The sequence below is a fragment of the Microcoleus sp. EPA2 genome (assembly GCA_020882975.1).
In the GTDB taxonomy this organism is placed as follows: Bacteria; Cyanobacteriota; Cyanobacteriia; order Cyanobacteriales; family Microcoleaceae; genus Microcoleus.
In genome coordinates this window covers 64,771-81,991 of record JAHRFD010000009.1, presented here as the reverse complement: position 1 = coordinate 81,991, position 17,221 = coordinate 64,771, and the positions used below count along the sequence as shown (strand labels likewise).

Annotated in this window: 15 protein-coding genes; 9 read left to right on the top strand and 6 right to left on the bottom strand. The window is 44.9% G+C overall.

The genetic code is table 11. The features are described 5' to 3' along the window. The first annotated feature begins 272 nt into the window (after positions 1–272). The 4 genes from AAFP14_RS10895 (at position 273) to AAFP14_RS10880 (ending at position 5,978) form a co-directional block, all read left to right on the top strand. Positions 273–2,084, top strand: coding sequence for a CHAT domain-containing protein (locus tag AAFP14_RS10895; RefSeq protein ID WP_341732281.1), 1,812 nt, complete (start codon positions 273–275; stop codon positions 2,082–2,084). Between the two features lie 183 nt (positions 2,085–2,267). After that, positions 2,268–2,849 carry a hypothetical protein gene (locus AAFP14_RS10890; RefSeq protein WP_341732280.1) on the top strand — a complete coding sequence of 194 codons (582 nt, stop codon included), beginning with the start codon at positions 2,268–2,270 and terminating at the stop codon, positions 2,847–2,849. Positions 2,850–3,013: 164 nt separating this feature from the next. Further along, positions 3,014–5,452 carry a glycosyltransferase family 2 protein gene (locus AAFP14_RS10885; protein ID WP_341732279.1) on the top strand — a complete coding sequence of 813 codons (2,439 nt, stop codon included), beginning with the start codon at positions 3,014–3,016 and terminating at the stop codon, positions 5,450–5,452. A 136-nt stretch (positions 5,453–5,588) separates the two neighbouring features. Next, positions 5,589–5,978, top strand: a complete 390-nt coding sequence (locus AAFP14_RS10880) for a hypothetical protein (RefSeq protein WP_341732278.1) — start codon at positions 5,589–5,591, stop codon at positions 5,976–5,978. A gap of 278 nt (positions 5,979–6,256) precedes the next feature. Here the strand turns inward: AAFP14_RS10880 and AAFP14_RS10875 are convergent, their stop codons facing one another. From AAFP14_RS10875 to AAFP14_RS10855, 5 genes are all read right to left on the bottom strand, one after another. Further along, positions 6,257–6,880 carry a Uma2 family endonuclease gene (locus tag AAFP14_RS10875; protein WP_341732277.1) on the bottom strand — a complete coding sequence of 208 codons (624 nt, stop codon included), beginning with the start codon at positions 6,878–6,880 and terminating at the stop codon, positions 6,257–6,259. A 90-nt stretch (positions 6,881–6,970) separates the two neighbouring features. Further along, on the bottom strand, positions 6,971–8,404 hold the full coding sequence (locus AAFP14_RS10870) for an ABC transporter substrate-binding protein (protein ID WP_341732276.1): 1,434 nt from the start codon (positions 8,402–8,404) through the stop codon (positions 6,971–6,973). 513 nt (positions 8,405–8,917) lie between these two features. Continuing rightward, complete coding sequence (locus AAFP14_RS10865; protein WP_341732275.1) at positions 8,918–9,559, bottom strand: cytochrome c oxidase subunit 3; 642 nt, start codon at positions 9,557–9,559, stop codon at positions 8,918–8,920. Between the two features lie 377 nt (positions 9,560–9,936). Continuing rightward, a complete protein-coding gene (gene ctaD / locus AAFP14_RS10860) occupies positions 9,937–11,718 on the bottom strand; it encodes a cytochrome c oxidase subunit I (RefSeq protein WP_341732274.1) in 1,782 nt (593 codons plus the stop codon). Between the two features lie 107 nt (positions 11,719–11,825). Beyond that, complete coding sequence (locus AAFP14_RS10855; RefSeq protein WP_341732273.1) at positions 11,826–12,872, bottom strand: cytochrome c oxidase subunit II; 1,047 nt, start codon at positions 12,870–12,872, stop codon at positions 11,826–11,828. Between the two features lie 520 nt (positions 12,873–13,392). Between AAFP14_RS10855 and AAFP14_RS10850 the strand changes: the two genes are divergently transcribed. The 4 genes from AAFP14_RS10850 (at position 13,393) to AAFP14_RS10835 (ending at position 16,324) form a co-directional block, all read left to right on the top strand. Beyond that, a complete protein-coding gene (locus AAFP14_RS10850; RefSeq protein ID WP_341732272.1) occupies positions 13,393–14,304 on the top strand; it encodes a COX15/CtaA family protein in 912 nt (303 codons plus the stop codon). 187 nt (positions 14,305–14,491) lie between these two features. Beyond that, positions 14,492–15,469, top strand: a complete 978-nt coding sequence (locus tag AAFP14_RS10845) for a heme o synthase (RefSeq protein WP_341732271.1) — start codon at positions 14,492–14,494, stop codon at positions 15,467–15,469. A gap of 86 nt (positions 15,470–15,555) precedes the next feature. Further along, positions 15,556–15,963, top strand: a complete 408-nt coding sequence (locus tag AAFP14_RS10840) for a hypothetical protein (RefSeq protein ID WP_341732270.1) — start codon at positions 15,556–15,558, stop codon at positions 15,961–15,963. A gap of 16 nt (positions 15,964–15,979) precedes the next feature. After that, positions 15,980–16,324, top strand: a complete 345-nt coding sequence (locus AAFP14_RS10835; RefSeq protein ID WP_341732269.1) for a hypothetical protein — start codon at positions 15,980–15,982, stop codon at positions 16,322–16,324. A 48-nt stretch (positions 16,325–16,372) separates the two neighbouring features. On the opposite strand, the gene AAFP14_RS10830 is transcribed toward AAFP14_RS10835, so the two are convergent. Continuing rightward, a complete protein-coding gene (locus AAFP14_RS10830) occupies positions 16,373–16,861 on the bottom strand; it encodes a DUF29 domain-containing protein (RefSeq protein WP_341732268.1) in 489 nt (162 codons plus the stop codon). 52 nt (positions 16,862–16,913) lie between these two features. On the opposite strand from AAFP14_RS10830, the gene AAFP14_RS10825 reads away from it, so the two are divergent. Continuing rightward, complete coding sequence (locus AAFP14_RS10825) at positions 16,914–17,159, top strand: hypothetical protein (protein WP_341732267.1); 246 nt, start codon at positions 16,914–16,916, stop codon at positions 17,157–17,159. Positions 17,160–17,221: the final 62 nt, after the last annotated feature.

The window sequence follows — 17,221 nt, the reverse complement described above, 5'->3', positions numbered from 1 at the left end:
TCCGATGTCTGTTGCTTCTGGAGTGGGAGAGGGAAAAAAATGGGCTTGTTGCTGGTTGGTGCTTCTTCAAAACTCAAAACTCTAGAAAACCCCTAAACCGATACACTACTAAATAGACCTCTCCGATAATTATTGTGGAACAGGCTAAACACCCTGTTCAAAGCTGGCTGTTTGGGAGATGTCTCCCATGGGGCTTGTTCAAGATAAGCTGTTTAGGAGATGTGTAATAGATAAACTCGATCGATCCCTATATCCAGAGTCGGTAGTTGTGAATGGCGCGCCCTGAAAGTCCTTGCCTCAGTATAGCGATCGCTCGCCTAAAAGCCGCTGGGGCAAACCATTTTGCTACCTGGGTGCTACAAGCCCCCTATCCCAGCGGTTACGTTCACCACGATTGTATGTGGCCCCCCACCCTATCCCAAGCGTGGCAAGCTTGGCAAGAGATGTTCTCCTCCTCCGGGACAATTCACCAATTGCCCTCAATTTCTGATGGTAGTTTCATCTCTATGGAACATAGCCAAAAAATACTCGACACAACCGAAAAACCAAGCCCTTACTCCCTACAGCTACCTCCATTTTCAGGAGTATCCGTCCACGTCCCTCAAAGGGGTGGCGGTGAGAGGGGGGAACCAACTCCACCCCCACAACCAACTAGCTACAGCAGTCGCTTGATGCAGCATTTTGGCATCAACCTTTGGCAGTGGCTGTTTGAAGGACCAATTCAAGGTAGTCTCCAAGAAAGTAAAGGTATCGCGATCGGACAAAATCAACCTCTGCGGGTACGACTAGACTTGCGGGAACCCTATTTAATTGCTTTACCTTGGGAAATTATGCAGCCTCAAGCCGGTCAACCGGCAATTTCTCTGTCCCAGCAATTGCTGTTTAGTCGCACTACCAGCAATGTTGAGCCTTTGGGGCCGCTGCGTCTGGCCGATTCGCTCAATATTTTGTTAGTGTTGGGACAATCAGATCCTGGCAGTGTTGTCAATAGTCAATTTTCCAGCACAAATCATCGTCAGTTGCATTTGGAAAAAGAAGCACTAGCCTTGCGTCAGGTTCTGGAAAATACCCATAAAACCGACGACAGTGGTAAATACTCCGAGGTTAACGTTCCCACTCACGTCGATACTCTGATCGAACCCACCCCAACAGAATTAATTTCTCGCTTGGAAACACAAGCCTATAACATCTTGTTTTATGCCGGCCACGGGATGCCGGGGCCTGATGGAGGTTTGTTGTTTTTGGGGCCGGACACGATTATTAACGGCACTGAACTGGCTCAAGTTTTAGTCCGGTGTCGGGTGACGTTGGCAGTATTCAATGCCTGTTGGGGAGCTCAGCCGGCCCTGGAGATGGTTGATTCTAGCAGTGGCCAGAAACAGGCGATCGCCCGCAGCAGTTTGGCAGAGGTATTGATCCATCATGGGGTGCCGGCGGTGTTGGGGATGCGGGATTCGATCGCCGATCGCGAAGCCCTGAGTTTTATCCAAACTTTCGCCCAAGCTTTGGCTGGAAGGATGTCCATCGATCGGGCTGTGGCGATCGCCAGACAGCAGCTACTAACGCTTTACAAGTTCAATCAACCGGCTTGGACACTGCCGGTGCTGTATATGCACCCGGAGTTCGATGGTCAATTGACTGAACCGGTAGATGACATCAAAACAGAATTGCCTATAAATTCTGCTACTTGGCTGGGACGTTTGCCCTCCTGTGCTTATTTGCGGGGGCGCGATCGACAAGAGGAAACAGCCCAAAGTTCTAACCCCAATCAGGTTTGGCCAATTCGGGGTGGAATGGTTCGAGTCGGACGTTGGGAAGAAAACGATGTAGTGATTCGAGAACAATGGGTTTCTCAAAAACACGCGGAAATTTTCTGTCGCAACAATATCGAAGATGGCCGGGAAGAACCTCGCTACTTCCTGCGGGATTTCTCTCGTTATGGGACTCTAGTCTTGGGGGATGAGGGATGGCAAAGGGTTCACCACCAGGAACTGTTGTTGCGATCGGGGACTCAGCTAAAATTTGGCAGTTCTCAAGGTCAGATTTTTGAGTTCACCATCGAGGTGCAAACAACTTCTACCTAAAGTTAAATGGATTGCGGAACCAATGGAGGTGATAGTGTAGCTAGTTTTAGCAATCGGCGATCGGGACGGCAAAGTTTTAGACCTTGAGTCTCAAGTCTGGAGTTAAACAAAATATTCACTACTGGCAACTCATACTTCCCATTCATCCCGTTCTGTATTTTTTTCCCATTTAGGTATTAAATTATGGCTCCCCAACCTCCTGATTCTCAATATTTTCGCGACTCTGAAACTCAGGTTGAGATGGAACTTCTGGCAACAATTGTTCAGACTGATGTGGCTTATCCCTGGAATCCTGCACAGGTTGAATCAGAATCTTATTTGATGGCTTTAGAGCAAGAATTTGCACTATCCGAATCTTTCAGCGACACGGATATTGCCCAGAACTCACAATTATTATTCTCGCAATTAGAACAAGTCTGGCTAACCACAACTTTGCAAAAGTCTTTGCGGGATAAATTTGTGAGTTTTCCTCAAGATTTACTCGCCAGCATCGCACAAAGTGTCCAAAATGCCACGGTCAAATATCAATATTTGGCAGACCAAATGGTAGAGTGCGTGTTAGATATTTTACCTCAGTGGGATGAGGAAGATTTGCAAGTTTTATCCCGTCCTTTGGCCTATGCGATGCGAGATGTTGAAGGGGAAGGGGGAGAATTAGGGATGGTTTTTAGCAAACCTTGGGCAGAATTGTCGGAAATAGAACGGGCTAAATATAGTTTGACTGTCGCGCGCTATGCAATATCGCAATTGGAAGTTTCTGATTGAATGTGTTATGTCGTTTACGGTTAGACCTGATTTATTTAAACGCAGAGGACGCTCTTGACCCAGAGGAGGAGAAGAGAGTGCGTTGAAGAAAATTGTGAAAATGTTAAAATGTGTTTACATGGTGTTTGAAAGCTTTTGTAGACTCGATCGGGCATTTCACATTTATGACAAATTCCAGATTTCACTTTCTAGACTTCAAACGCCGCGTGCCGATCGCCACCTTAGTCCTATTAGGGGTAGTGGCTTTCGTAAGTGCGATCGTCGGGGCGTGGTTTTCCCAGGAAGGCACTGTCAGCGGTATTTTTGCCCAAATCAATATTTGGCAACAAAACCCGCCTGTGTGGCTGCAAGTGCCTGCTGTCAGCCAGATGTATTTATTACTCCCGACTGTCATCCTAGTATCAACAGTCTTCGCTATAGTGAAAATTTCGCCTCAGCCCCAGAAATGGTCACAGGCTGTGGTAGTTGCGATAGTTTTGGCTTTAACAATTCGCTACTTTTTGTGGCGATCGCTCGCTACTCTAAATCTCAGCAATCCCCTCAATGGTATCTTTAGTTTGGGGCTGTTTTTCCTAGAAATGTTAATGGTTTTCACTAGCAGCAGTCTACTTTACTTCACGCTGAGACTGAAAGATCGTGGCCGAGAAGCCGATCGCATGGCAGTTGCCGTTGAGTCAGGATACTTTTCCCCTTCCGTAGATATTTTAATCCCAACCTACAACGAACCAGCCTTTATTTTAAGGCGCACAATCATCGGTTGTCAAGCCTTAGACTATACCAATAAAAAAGTATATTTACTCGATGATACTCAACGTCATGAAATCAAATTATTGGCAAAAGAACTCGGCTGCGAATATATAAGCAGACCAGATAATCGTCACGCAAAAGCTGGCAACATAAATCATGCCACAGCTTTAACCAACGGAGAACTCATAGTTGTTTTCGATGCCGATTTTATTCCAACCACCAACTTTTTAACCAGAACTGTAGGATTTTTTCAAAATCCAGAAATCGCCCTTGTTCAAACTCCTCAAAGCTTTTACAATCACGACCCCATCGCCCGCAACCTCGGATTAGAAAACATTGTTACTTCCGAAGAAGAAGTATTTTATAGACAAATTCAACTCCTCAAAGATGGTGCAGAAAGTGTAATTTGTTGTGGCACATCTTTTGTGCTCAGACGCAGCGCTTTAGAAGCAGTGGGAGGCTTTGTCACAAATTCCGTTTGCGAAGATTATTTTACGGGAATTCGGCTATCAGCAAGTGGATATAGTTTAGTTTATTTAAATGAAAAATTAAGTGCAGGTTTAGCTGCGGAAAATATAGATGCTCACCTAACTCAAAGATTGCGCTGGGCGCGAGGCACCCTCCAGGCATTTTTTATAGATTCCAATCCTTTAACCATTCCGGGGTTAAAATTGCGACAAAGACTGTCTCACTTGGAAGGATTGGTGCACTGGTTCACCAGTTTAAGTAGAGTTTTATTACTGTTGATGCCTTTGGCTTACTGGTTTTTAGGCATCCTTCCCGTGCGGGCAAATTCCCAGGAATTAGTGTATTTCTTTCTGCCTTATTATTTAGTCCAAATTACGGTGTTTTCTTGGCTAAATTACCGATCGCGGTCTGCTTTACTTTCCGATGTCTACTCCTTTGTCCAGTGTATCCCTTTAGCGATGACTGTGGTGAGTGCGATGCTCAATCCGTTTGGGAAGGGATTTCAGGTGACACCAAAAGGACTTGCTAGCGATCGATTTCATTTTAACTGGAATTTGGGATGGCCTCTGATCGTCTTGTTTGTAGTTACCGCTTGGGGTTTGTGCCAAAATTTAAACACTTATGTATTTCATAATATTGGTAGTGGACAGGAAGTAGCAGCAAGCGCCGATGCGTTAAAAGGGATGAGTTTTGGCTGGATTTGGAGCGTTTACAACTTGCTGATGTTGGGAATTGCGCTACTAATTTTGGTGGATATTCCTAAACCGGATATTTACGAATGGTTCAATTTACGCAGGGTTGTAAAATTGAATATTGGGGATACAACTTTTTGGGGTATAACTACTGTAATTTCGGAAAGTGGTGCGGAAGTAGCTCTGACTCAACAGCCGAGTTTTCGTCCCAAAGGTAAAGTCAACAAAAATAGTTTGATTACAGCCGAAAATTTGCCAAAATATGCTGTTAGGGGAAATGTTTCCCAGGGTGGAAACTTCAACTCAAGCCAGCCATTCCAGTCAATGCTTGAGTTGGAAACAGAGATTAGTTTTCCTCTAGATTTGATAGATTGTGCATCCGCTACTTTGGAAATAATGGAAGAGCAATGTTTGATTCCTGTGGCTAAGATTGAGTTGGTGAGGGATAAATTACGGTTGGATGCAAGTTTTCAGCCAGCAGGATTTCCCACTGTCCGAATTGCCTTCGATCGCCTAAATATTAACCAACACCGTTGTTTGATTGAAATGCTGTATTGTCGGCCTGGACAGTGGCAAGGGTTGGAAACACCGGGAGAATGGCGATCGCTTTGGTTGTTGTTGAGAATAGCTTTGAAACCACGGGCTATTTTTGAGAGAAATCGACCCGTTAGGGCGATCGCCGTTTCCCAAGTTTAGCTACATATTTCTTACTCCCTCAGAGCGAGTTCGGGGAGGGTTGGGGTGGGGTAAAAAAATCAGACTACTGCAAGGATTGCTATAAAAGTAGTGTGGTAAAATCCAGTTAGCAATGTTTATATAAATTAAGAAACCCATGAAACTCAAATCATCTTTTTTTTATACAACTGCTTTGGTAGCAAATGTGATCCTAGCATCTGTCACCGCTTTCAGTATCAGCGTTCAAGCCCAGACGAAGAACTCTACTGAGAATTATCGATCTCAATGCAGTTTTTACGGACAGAATCAACCACAAGCACAAACAATCGGCTGTTCAATTAAGCAGAATCCCAATCAAATTATAATTACTTGGGATGATGGGTTCACAACTAATGTGGTGTTTTCAAAAGATGGTGTTTGGCAATCAATGCCATCTCGCTCCAAAGCAGATGTAACATATTATGCTGGTAGTGGACAAGTATCGAGGGTCGAAATTTATGAAGGCCCAGGTAAAGGGATTCTGGTTGTGAAGCCAGTTTTGAACTAAGCTGAAAAATTCTGGATCTATCTGAGAGATGACGATGGCGGTTTTGGGGTGGGTGCCTTGGGAAGAGTACGAGTTGGTGGTGATGGAGTCGGCAGATTGACGCTACTGCGTGTAAACCATCCTATAGCAATACCTACTATCGCGATCGTCATTAAGAGTGACAAAATAACCACAGGGGTTTTATTTTTTTGCACAATAATATCAAATTTTAGATTGTATTTTAACACATAAATAAAACACTCCTACGAATATACTTGCAAAATAGAGATGCACCCAACTCACTCCTGTGGTTGGCTAGACAATCGCATCTTCAATTCATCCCGAAAAGCAATCACCGCATCAAACTGTTCCTCTGGCTTGACATAATTAGCTAACAACTCCATGTCACATTCTGGCAACAACTCACTCCTGACAACACATTCATAGCCCTCCGCCCGCAGATGATGAATCGTAAATCGTCCTGCTTCCCACACCCAAACTTCCGTCACTCCCAGCCCTCGGTAAATCTCCAACTTATCCACAATGCCACTACTGAGCACAACCTCGATCGCTAAATCTGGAAAATCCTTTTTCTGTCCCAAACAATAGCACTCATCAGGCTCCAATCCGCGCTGCTTAGAAACCTTGCGAAACGTTGCCGAACCGATCGCATGAAAGCGGGTACCTGTATCCTGAAAATATGCTTCCATCAGCATCCCAATCATTTTTTTGAGCTCTTCATGCAGGGGAGATGTACTCATAATTTCTAACATTCCTTCCAAATAGCTCAACCGCAAAGCTGGAAAATCATCGCCAAAAGTGGCTAACAATAATTCATACTGTTGCCAACTTACCCCCTCCAAAACCACGCGCTGTTCTGGCAAAGATTCAGCTATCACCGGAGACACAACTTGAGAAGTCATAGGATTCACCATCCAAACTTGTTGTTCTATTTTAATAGAAATTATCCCTAATTATCAATTTATAACCTACATTCCACACTCACCAATAGCTCACAAACCAGATATCGGTACAAAATCATAACCGTAACTGGTGCGATTTCCCGGTTGCACAGTTACTAACTGAACGGCTTGATTGCGATCGCCCGAAGCTAAAAATCGAATCGCACCATTCGCCCCCATTACCGAAAAATCTGACGCTGAGAGAGCTTTTTGAATGCCGCTACGAGTCGGATTCACCTGTAAACCAGCAATTAAAGCTTTCGCCGCGTCGTAGGCTAAAGCTGTACGCCAACTGACTTCAGCATTCCACAAAAGTTTTGATGCTTGGGGAAAACTGGACTGGGGATCTGCCAGAATGTGCCAAGGAACTGCGATCGTCATACCTGTTGCTCCCGCTGCACCAATTTGTAGTATTTTAGCCGTATAAGCGCCATCTCCAGCTAATAATGGCAGCCGTTTGGCGTTGAATTTCACTACTTGCAAAGCTTGCTCTATGGTGCTAGAGTTTGATGCTAACATGATAGCTTCTGCTCCTTGGGCGATCGCTTTTTCAACGCTATCAGCAGCATTAAAATTGCCGTTAGCTAAATCAAACTCCGATATAATTTGTCCTCCATCTGCGTAGATAGCCGTGGTAAATTCATTTTTTAAAGAGTTGCTGTAACTGCTGGTAGAATTGAAAAAAACCACAACTTTTTGCTTTTTCAATTTTCCTAACATATAGCGAGAAAGAGCATTAGCCGCAAATCGATCGCTCGGTACTGTCCTAAATATATTACTACCAATCCCAGACAGTTGTACAGAGGTACTGGTAGGAGAAATTGCTACTAATTGATTTTGTTGATAAACCTTACTGGCTGCGAGGGTGACATCAGAGCCAAAATGTCCGACTACTCCTAAAACTTCCGATTTTCTAGCTAAATCACTGGCTATTTTGGAGGCTATCTCTGGGTTATTATCATCATTAGCAATCAGCACTTTTAAAGGAATACTGCTAATCCCACCACTTTGGTTGATTTCATTTTGAGCTTGAGCCACGCCCCGCAGAATTTCTTGAGCTGCATTGATATCGCTACCAATGGGAACAGCCACAGCAATAGTATAGGATTTTTGGTCGCCAATCCGGGCGTTATTGAGATAAATTAAGGCTTCTGGATCGTTGCGATTTGTTTGTAGGGAGGCTTCTAGATTGGAAATAGCTGTATTGTAGTTGCTAGAGGCGATCGCTGCTACAGCTTCTTGTTTTTTGGTCGTTGCTCCCCCTGGAATTAACAGTTTTTCCCCTAGGCTCAAACGCTGCTCTATAGACTGTTGTGATTGCGAAGCGTTGGCTGTTGTGGAATTGTCAGAAATCAATTTTTCCGAAGACTTACTCCCTAAATTGATGTCTTTACTCTTTGTCAGCCACCAAATACCTGCACTGGCTAGCGCCAGGGTAATTGCTAAGGATAACACTAGAATAACTGTTTCATTTTTTTGAGACATGGGTGTATAATTTTAAATGGTGGATAATTTGTATATTTTTGATTAGTAAATCAACTTGTCTGCCGCTGAGCGAAGTCGAAGTATGGGGCCTAGGGTACTTGGGCTCCAGCGTTGTCGAAGTATAGGGCATTACCAATTACCTATTACCAATTCTCGATCGTACCTCCTCTTTCTGAGAAAGGCTATATAAGTCATCATATTTTTACACTACATTATAGCCAGAAACCCGACTGCTGATATAGCAACAGGCTTAAATATCCCTCAATCTTACTTGTCTGCTGAGGTAAACGAAAGTTTGACTATTGATATCAAATCCGGTAGCATCTGAATTATTCATCTCTCTATTCTCTCCCTCTGTGTCCTCTGTGTCCTCTGTGTTCTCTGCGGTTAAATCACCTGACGATGTAGCCGGAAACGATATGAACGGGGTTTTAAACCGCCGAAGGAGCAGCCAGTGTTAAAAAAATAAAAAACCCCCAAGGCTGGGGGTTTTTTGCTGAATCTACTAGCAATTTAGAAAAGAGTGAGGACGTAAATTAGCAAGAACAAAACAATCCAAATAATGTCTACGAAGTGCCAGTAAATTTCTGCCATTTCGATGCCTGTGTGCTTAACATTTGAGTAATGACCCTCGCGGCGACTCCGCCACAGCACGCCCAAAATTAAGCAGATACCAAGAAAAACGTGCAAACCGTGGAAACCGGTCATCACATAGAAACAGTTAGCAAATATATTCTCAGTCAAGCCATAACCCAAGGTCATATATTCGTAAACTTGACCTGCTAAGAAAACAAGTCCCATCACCGCAGTAATGGCGTACCAAAGTCGCATTCCTTTGATATCATTCTTTTTCACCGCTGTGTCACCGAAGTGAATTACAAAACTGCTGGAAACCAGAATAATTGTGTTGATTGTCGGTAACAATAATTCTACTTCTGTGCCTTCTGGTGGCCAAGATTCTGCACCACCTCGCAATAATAAGTAAGTGGCAAACAGCCCTCCAAACATGAGGGATTCAGAAATTAGAAAAGTCACGAGCCCAAACAGTCGCAAATCTGGGTGTTCTTCATGGTGTTCCGCGGCGCTGGCGGAGGCTACTGGGGGGACTGACGAGTTGAGTACACTTTCTGGGCTATCAATTGCTGAACCTTGCATAAAAGTCTCCAATATTGAACGCTTGAAACTATCTTGTTTGAGATCCTAGACTTCTCCAAGAAGTCGGGTATGGGACGATGCTGTTGTTTTACTATGAGCGGGGGCTGGTGAAAAATTTGCTCCCTTCGAGTTTGCTCAATTTTTTACTTTGAGCGAACTCGAAGGGACTAAGGTTTCGACTTCGCTCAATCACCAGGGTTTTTGGTGTCATACCAGTTTTTTATGAAGCTGCATAGAATCTGATCCCCCCTAGCCCCCCTGGTGGGAGGGGGGGACAAGATTCCGCTCAAAGTCCCCGCAACGATGCGGGGGATGCGAGGGGGATCGAAATATATGCAACTTCACATTAAATTGGTATCAGTCCTATTTTTGACTAATTAATGACCATTCTGACTCGATCCGTTGCCATCGTCAGCTTTCTTAGTTGCAACTGGTTCAGATTCAGCCACTAAAACAGAGGTAGAAGATTGAGCTTTTTGATTACCTGCTGGAATCAGGACACCTAAAGGATCGATGTTCGGAACGAAATTATTCATACCGTAGTCGTAGGGGCCGTGAGTGACAACGGGCAATACTTCCCAGTTTTCAATGATGGGTGGCGAAGCAGTTGTCCATTCCAAAGTTAAGGCTTCCCAAGGGTTGCTGCTGGCTTTGGGACCGTACATCCAACTCCAAATCATGTTGAAGAAGAAGGGAAGTATGGAAAATCCGAGCAGAATTGAACCGTAGGTGCAAAGTTTATTCAATGACTCGAATTGGGGGTCATACATGGCAATCCGGCGGGGCATTCCTTGCAAACCCAGTTGGTGCATGGGTAAGAAAGTGAGGTTGGTGCCGATGAAGGTGAGGACGAAGTGAACGCGGCCCCAGGTTTCGTTGTACATCCTGCCGGTGATTTTGGGGAACCAGTGGTAAATTCCGGCGTAGAGGCCGAAGACGGAACCGCCAAAGAGCACGTAGTGGAAGTGACCGACGACGTAGTAGCTGTCGTGTACGTGGACATCGAAGGGCGCAGTGCCTAAGGTGACTCCGGTCAATCCACCGAAAACGAACATCATCAATAAGCCGATCGCAAATAACATCGCACTGGTGTAACGGATTTTACCGCCCCACAGGGTAGCTGTCCAACCGAAAATCTTCACACCGGTGGGAACTGCCACAATTAGGGTGGAAACGGTGAAGAACATCCGCATCCAGGGAGGTGTACCGCTGGTGAACATATGGTGCACCCAAACGAATAATCCAACTAGGCAGATGGCTAAGCTGGAATAGGCGATCGCCTTATAGCCAAAAATCGGTTTGCGGGCGTGAACTGGGATCACTTCGGACATGATCCCGAAGATGGGCAGAATCATCAAATAAACTGCCGGGTGGGAATAAAACCAGAATAAATGTTGGTAAATAACGACGTTGCCGCCGGCATCTGGTTTGTAGAATGAGGTGCCGAAGTTGATATCAAACAGGAGCAATGTTAAGCCCACTGCTAATACTGGCGTTGATACCAGTGCGAGGACGGAAGTTGCTAAAATTGACCAGCAAAATAGGGGAAGTTGATCCCATTTCATGCTGGGAACTTTCATTTTGAGGATGGTGACCACAAAGTTGAGGGAACCCAAAATTGAGGAGGTTCCTGCTAGGACGATCGACAAAATCCACATTGATTGAGCGGTGTTGGCTGTAATCACGCTCAGTGGCGGATAGGAGGTCCAACCCGATTGAGCTCCTCCGAAGAAGAAACTGCTCATGAGGATAAGTCCGGCGGGGGGATTCACCCAAAAGGCGATCGCGTTGAGCTTGGGAAACGCCATGTCTCTAGCACCGAGCATTAGCGGGACTAAAAAGTTGCCGAATCCGCCAATGGCTGCTGGCACGATCCACAGGAAAATCATGATCGTCCCGTGGTTGGTCAGAAAAGCGTTGTAGAGGTTTGGGTCGAGAAAGTCGGAATCGGGGGTGTAAAGTTCCGCCCGCATTGCCATCGCCATTAATCCGCCAATGAGGTAGAAAATAAAGGCTGTTACTAGGTATTGAATACCAATTACTTTGTGGTCTATGTTGAAAGTAAAGTAGTCATACCATTTCCACGCTTTTGGATGGTGGGAATAAGTATCGCCTTTGATTTCTGGCGGCGTATTTACCGGAAGTTGTGCTTGTGCCATTTGATATGTTTGGAATTTTAATTAATTTATCTAGGATTAGAAATGTCCAATTAAAAATTAAAAATGTGCAATTTTTTGTGGCATTTTTAATTTTTAATTGGTTTTTTTTAATTCCTAGTCGGTTGGAGTTGAGCGACGGTTTCGGGATTAATCCCCATATTGCTAACGTAGGGAGCTAGAAATTCGGATTCTGACAAGTTAGCCGGATTAACTGCGATCGCGCGATCGACATCTAGCTCTTGAGCAATCTGGCTTTCTTTGAGCCAGTTTTCGTATTCTTCAGGAGTATGAACAATCACGCGAGTCCGCATGGCGCCGTGGTAGCCACCACAAAGTTCCGCACAAAAGACGGGATAGTCACCAGGTTTGGTGGCGACAAACCGCAATTCCGTGGGGATTCCGGGAATCGCATCTTGTTTGAGCCGGAATTGGGGGACCCAGAAGGAGTGGATCACGTCAACAGCCGAAAGGTTGAGTTGAACTGATTTACCCGTGGGGACATGGAGTTCTCCAGAGGTGACTCCGCTGTCGGGATAGTTAAATATCCAGGCGTATTGCATCCCCGTGACGTTGACAGTCACGCCTGCGAATTTTCCTGTCTCCGAAGGTTTGGCTCCGAAACCGTATTTTGCGGTTGGTGTGCCACCCATTTCTGCCGCCATTTCTGATGCTCTGGTTCCTGAATCGGCGATGAGGGGAGCTGCCATGGCACTGCCTTTGGGCATTTTATGAGCTGCGTGGGTGGAGTCGTGAACGTGAGCCATCACTTGACTGCCACCGGGATCGAAGCCTCCCATATCTCTAAAGACTTCCACGCTGTAGATGCCCACACCAATCACCAGAATTGCTGGTATTGCTGTCCAGAAGATTTCTAAGGCAAAGTTTTCGCTGATGGGTGGACCGTCGGTTTCGTCTCCGGGGCGGTAGCGAAATTTGACCGCGAAATAGACGATCGCGCCTTCTACCACTATAAATAGGGCTGTGGCGATCGTGGTCATCAGATTAAAAAAATTGTCTACCAGTGGCGCTTGTTCTGAAGCTTGCTCTGGCATTAGGTGGTTGTTTTGACCATACCAGAAGCTGATTGCTGCGATCGCTAGTCCACCAACTAGGGTCAACAGCGAAGCTGGTATTTTTCCTGTTTCTTTTTCCATCCTTCAACTCCTTGAGTAAGGGCTGCGACGCCTGGACTGAGGAGTCGCTGGCTTACGGCTTGTTTAATTTGTTGACTGCGGTTTTACTAGCCGTCCTACCCCTACTAGGGTAGAACAATCAGCAAAATTTGGTTTGTGATTAATGCTATTTTTTAAGTTTTTTAATGCTGTTGAGTTTTTAATCTTTAGTTTCCGTATCATTTATCACACTTGTTTGATAAATAGTTTTTCTTAATTATATCTTTATTTTTGACCCCAAAGCTCGACTTGAGGGAATTGGTATCAGTATAAACGGTTGAGGGGAAAGATTAAGCTTTTTTTAAGTTTAGGAAAATAAGATAAATCTTTTGTAACATAAAGTCAATTCTTCAGTCCTCCCATCTAAAATTTCAAAAATCAAATCTCAAATCAATGGGCGGTTTATTAAAGAAAAACAGTGTTAAGCTCGGAGAAAGCCACCAGAAAAAAAAGTTCACTATTTAATTAAGTTCCATCGATAACAAAGGCTAAGGTGAATTTCATGGCAAACTCAGTTTTAAATCAGCCAACCGCAGCAGGAGTGCAGTGGCAGCCACAGGATATTGTCCGCGGCTTAGTCTGGAAAATAGCGATCGCCACCTGGCTGCTGATGGCTGTAGGCAGTGCCACGCGGGTGATGAATGCGGGACTCGCTTGCCCGGATTGGCCGCTGTGCTACGGTCAATTAATCCCCACAGCGCAAATGAATTTGCAGGTATTTCTGGAATGGTTTCACCGTTTGGATGCCGCGGCGATCGGCTTAAGTGCGATCGCTCTTTTAGGACTATCTTTGTTTTACCGCAACCGCCTCCCAAAATGGCTCCCGATTGCCAGCGCTGGAGCACTATTTTTAATCGTTTTTCAAGGCGTATTGGGCGGTTTGACAGTAACCCAACTGCTCAGATTTGATATCGTTACCGCTCACTTGGGAACAGCTTTACTGTTTTTTTGCGCTCTGTTAGTCATCGGTTTCATGCTAACTCCCTACGAAGCTACAGGCAATACGGGGAAATTAGCTTGGGTAAGTTCGATCGCAGCATTGTTAGTTTACCTGCAAAGTTTGCTAGGAGCATTAGTAGGCTCTAGATGGGCGTTGCACCAATGTTTTGGTTCCTCAGAATTGTGCTCGGTAATGAACAGCCACATCATCGGGGTAGTACCAGCTACCGCAGCGACTTTAACAGTAGCAATCATGGCTTGGCGGCAGCCGGCACTAAGTGGAAAGTTGCGAAAACTAGGAAATTTAGCTAGTGTTTGTCTGATAGCTCAATTAGTGTTAGGATTGGCAACTTTCCGGCTGCATCTTCAGGTAGAACCCCTGACAGTCGCCCACCAAGCCGTCGGTGCTGCTTTGTTGGCAACCTTGGTAGCCTTTAGTGTTTTGGCTTGGCGCGATCGGGTTTTATCAGCTTGAGATGGGCGCGTTGATGGTTCGGCGGTTGAAACCGCAAAGCGAGTCAAACTTTCGGCCGCGGAGGCGGACTAAGAGAGGGGCGGGTTTATTAATCCTTTTACCTACAGCAAATATCTCTCGTAAAACCCGCCCCTACAGCCCAATCAAAAATGACAAGTGACAACTAACAACTAATAATTAATCACAAATGCAAGAAGTTCTTACAAACCATAGCCCTCGCCTCCACGAAAACTTTTCGCAAGTGGTGAAAAGTTATTACCAACTGACAAAACCCAGAATTATTTTACTGTTGCTAATCACCACATCAGCAGGAATGTGGATGGCCGCCAAAGGAGAAGTCGATCCGCTATTGTTGGTATCAACGATCGCAGGAGGCGCTTTAGCTTCCGCGTCTGCTAATACAATTAATTGCATTTACGACAGCGACATCGATTATATTATGGAGCGCACCCGCTGGCGGCCGATTCCTTCCGGGCGCGTCAAGAAACGGGATGCTTTGATTTTTGCGATCGCCCTAGCGACAATCTCCTTTACATTACTGACAGTTGTTGCCAACTTATTAGCAGCATTGCTAGCCATGTCTGGCATCGTTTTCTACGTCCTAATTTACACCCATTGGCTGAAGCGCCACAGCGTGCAAAACATCGTCATCGGCGGTGCAGCAGGCGCTATTCCGCCGCTAGTTGGCTGGGCTGCGGTGACGGGAGATTTGAGTTGGGGTGCGTGGCTGTTGTTTGGGATTATCTTCCTGTGGACACCGCCACATTTTTGGGCATTAGCAATGATGATTCGCGACGAATACGAGGGAGTAGGCGTGCCGATGTTGCCGGTAATTGAGGGCGATGAAGAGACAGCCCGCCAAATTTGGATTTACACGTTATTGATGCTTCCTGCCACTTTGCTGCTAGTGTATCCGCTGAATTTAGCCGGCCCGGTGTATGCGGGTACTGCGATTTTCCTGGGAGCGATTTTTGCTCAAAAAGCTTGGTTGCTGTTGCAGACTCCAGAGGATAAGAATGCGGCGCGATCGCTCTTTAAATACTCTATTCTGTATCTGATGCTATTATGTGCTGGAATCGTAGTGGATAGTTTACCTGCTACTCACAACTTTACTACTGCTGTTGTCCACAATGTGCACGCTTTGATTAGTGCAGTTGTGATGTAGTTTTCTGTTAGAGCCCCGATTTCTTAAAGAAGTCGGGGCTCTGGGTATTCTTGTGATATCTATAAATTGGACAGAGGTAATCGCCATTGAACAACTCGGAAAATGAAATCTCACAACCTATTGAACCAAACAAGGAAAAAGTCGCCCTCATTGACGAACTAAGGCAAGCCAGAATTAAACATAGTTCTGAAGCAATACTTCGGATAGCCAAGCTAATTGATGGTACAATAGTATTTTTAGAAATAGGAAACAATGCCTCTGGCCTCCAACATATTGTGAACAATCACAGGCGAGATTTTGCAGCAAGAGATATATCTGAAGCAGAAATCCCAGATGCAGTGATGGAGGCTGTGATATTCGGTGAAATTATAGGCTATCAATCTCCAACTCGACCAATTTATCAAGTCACTTTTAAGAGTAAAATTCAGCTCATCGCAGTCACAGTCGGTAGCAACGGTTATCTAGTTTGTGCTAACCCCGCTTCCCTTTCATAAATTAAGGTGAATGAACATGAAAGAAATCATTAAACTAAATGCTGACTATGGCAGCCATCCGTTGTGGTGGGCTTCTCCTGGGAGAATTGGCAATATCGAACCAACGACATTACCTTTAAGTCAAAAAACTCTCAGGCGTTTGCTTGCTTGGATCACAATTTACGAAGCAACTCTCAATTGGAACGATCCAGCTTCATCAGGGTTCGCTAGTGAGGAAGCTCAAGAGACTTTTGAGCAAGAAGGAATTAGTATATGGCATCAGCTACGCCAGGAACTAGCGCCAGACTATGAAGTGATTTATTTTAGTAAAAAGCTGCAAAAAGAACTTGCAGAACCAAGTCAATTGATTGCTATCACTTAATCATAATCATAACGATCGTCCCTTTCATACCTCTGCGTTAATTTGCCCTTAAATAAAGTCTGAATTATCTACCAATTCACTCGGTTCACCAGGATAAAAGCGATCGTCTAAAATCTCAGTCAAACTATAAGGACAACTCAAAGGGAAGGTTTGCTCTGGTAGTTCAGTTTCTCCCATTGCCAAGTCTCTGGCATTCTCATAAGACTCTTGCAGTGCATCATCAAGATAGGGTTTGAGGCTTGGGTTATCTTTGAGTAGCCGTAACGTATCGCGACGTTGGATGCGAAGAGTTGCCAGCCAACTCCGACTACGATTTTGTGGTTGATATTCCCATTTCAGCATAGGCCCAATCAACACGCTCAAACGGTTACGAAGTTCCTGGCGTTGCTGCTTACCCAAAGATTCAATCTCCTCAATCAGGTTTGGTAAGTCGATTTGACTCCAATTTTTGCTACGGAGTAATGTTGCTTGTTCCTGTGTCCAAGCGTAGAAATCTGTCTCGTAGAGGTTTAATATAGGCATCGGTTGCTTTGCCATTTTTGGGTTTGGTTCTAGCATAGTATAAAATTAAAAGTGGAGGAAAGTCCTGATGGCTGAGAATACCGTGAAAGTAGACATCTCATTCCAATCACTGCTGGAAGCTATTTCGTCACTGGGAATTGCTGAAAGATACAAAATATGGGAATTTTTGGAAGCTGAATTATTCGCGAATGAGGACGATTCTTCAGAAGATATTGCTGAAATTCAAGCTGCTCGTGCTGATTACAAAGCTGGAGAATACACAACCTTCGATCGATACATGGCTGGGCGGGCAAATAAATCTATTATAGTATAGTATAATCATAATTATGAAGACGTTATACCAATTTTTTAGGAGGCTGCATAGAATCCGATCCC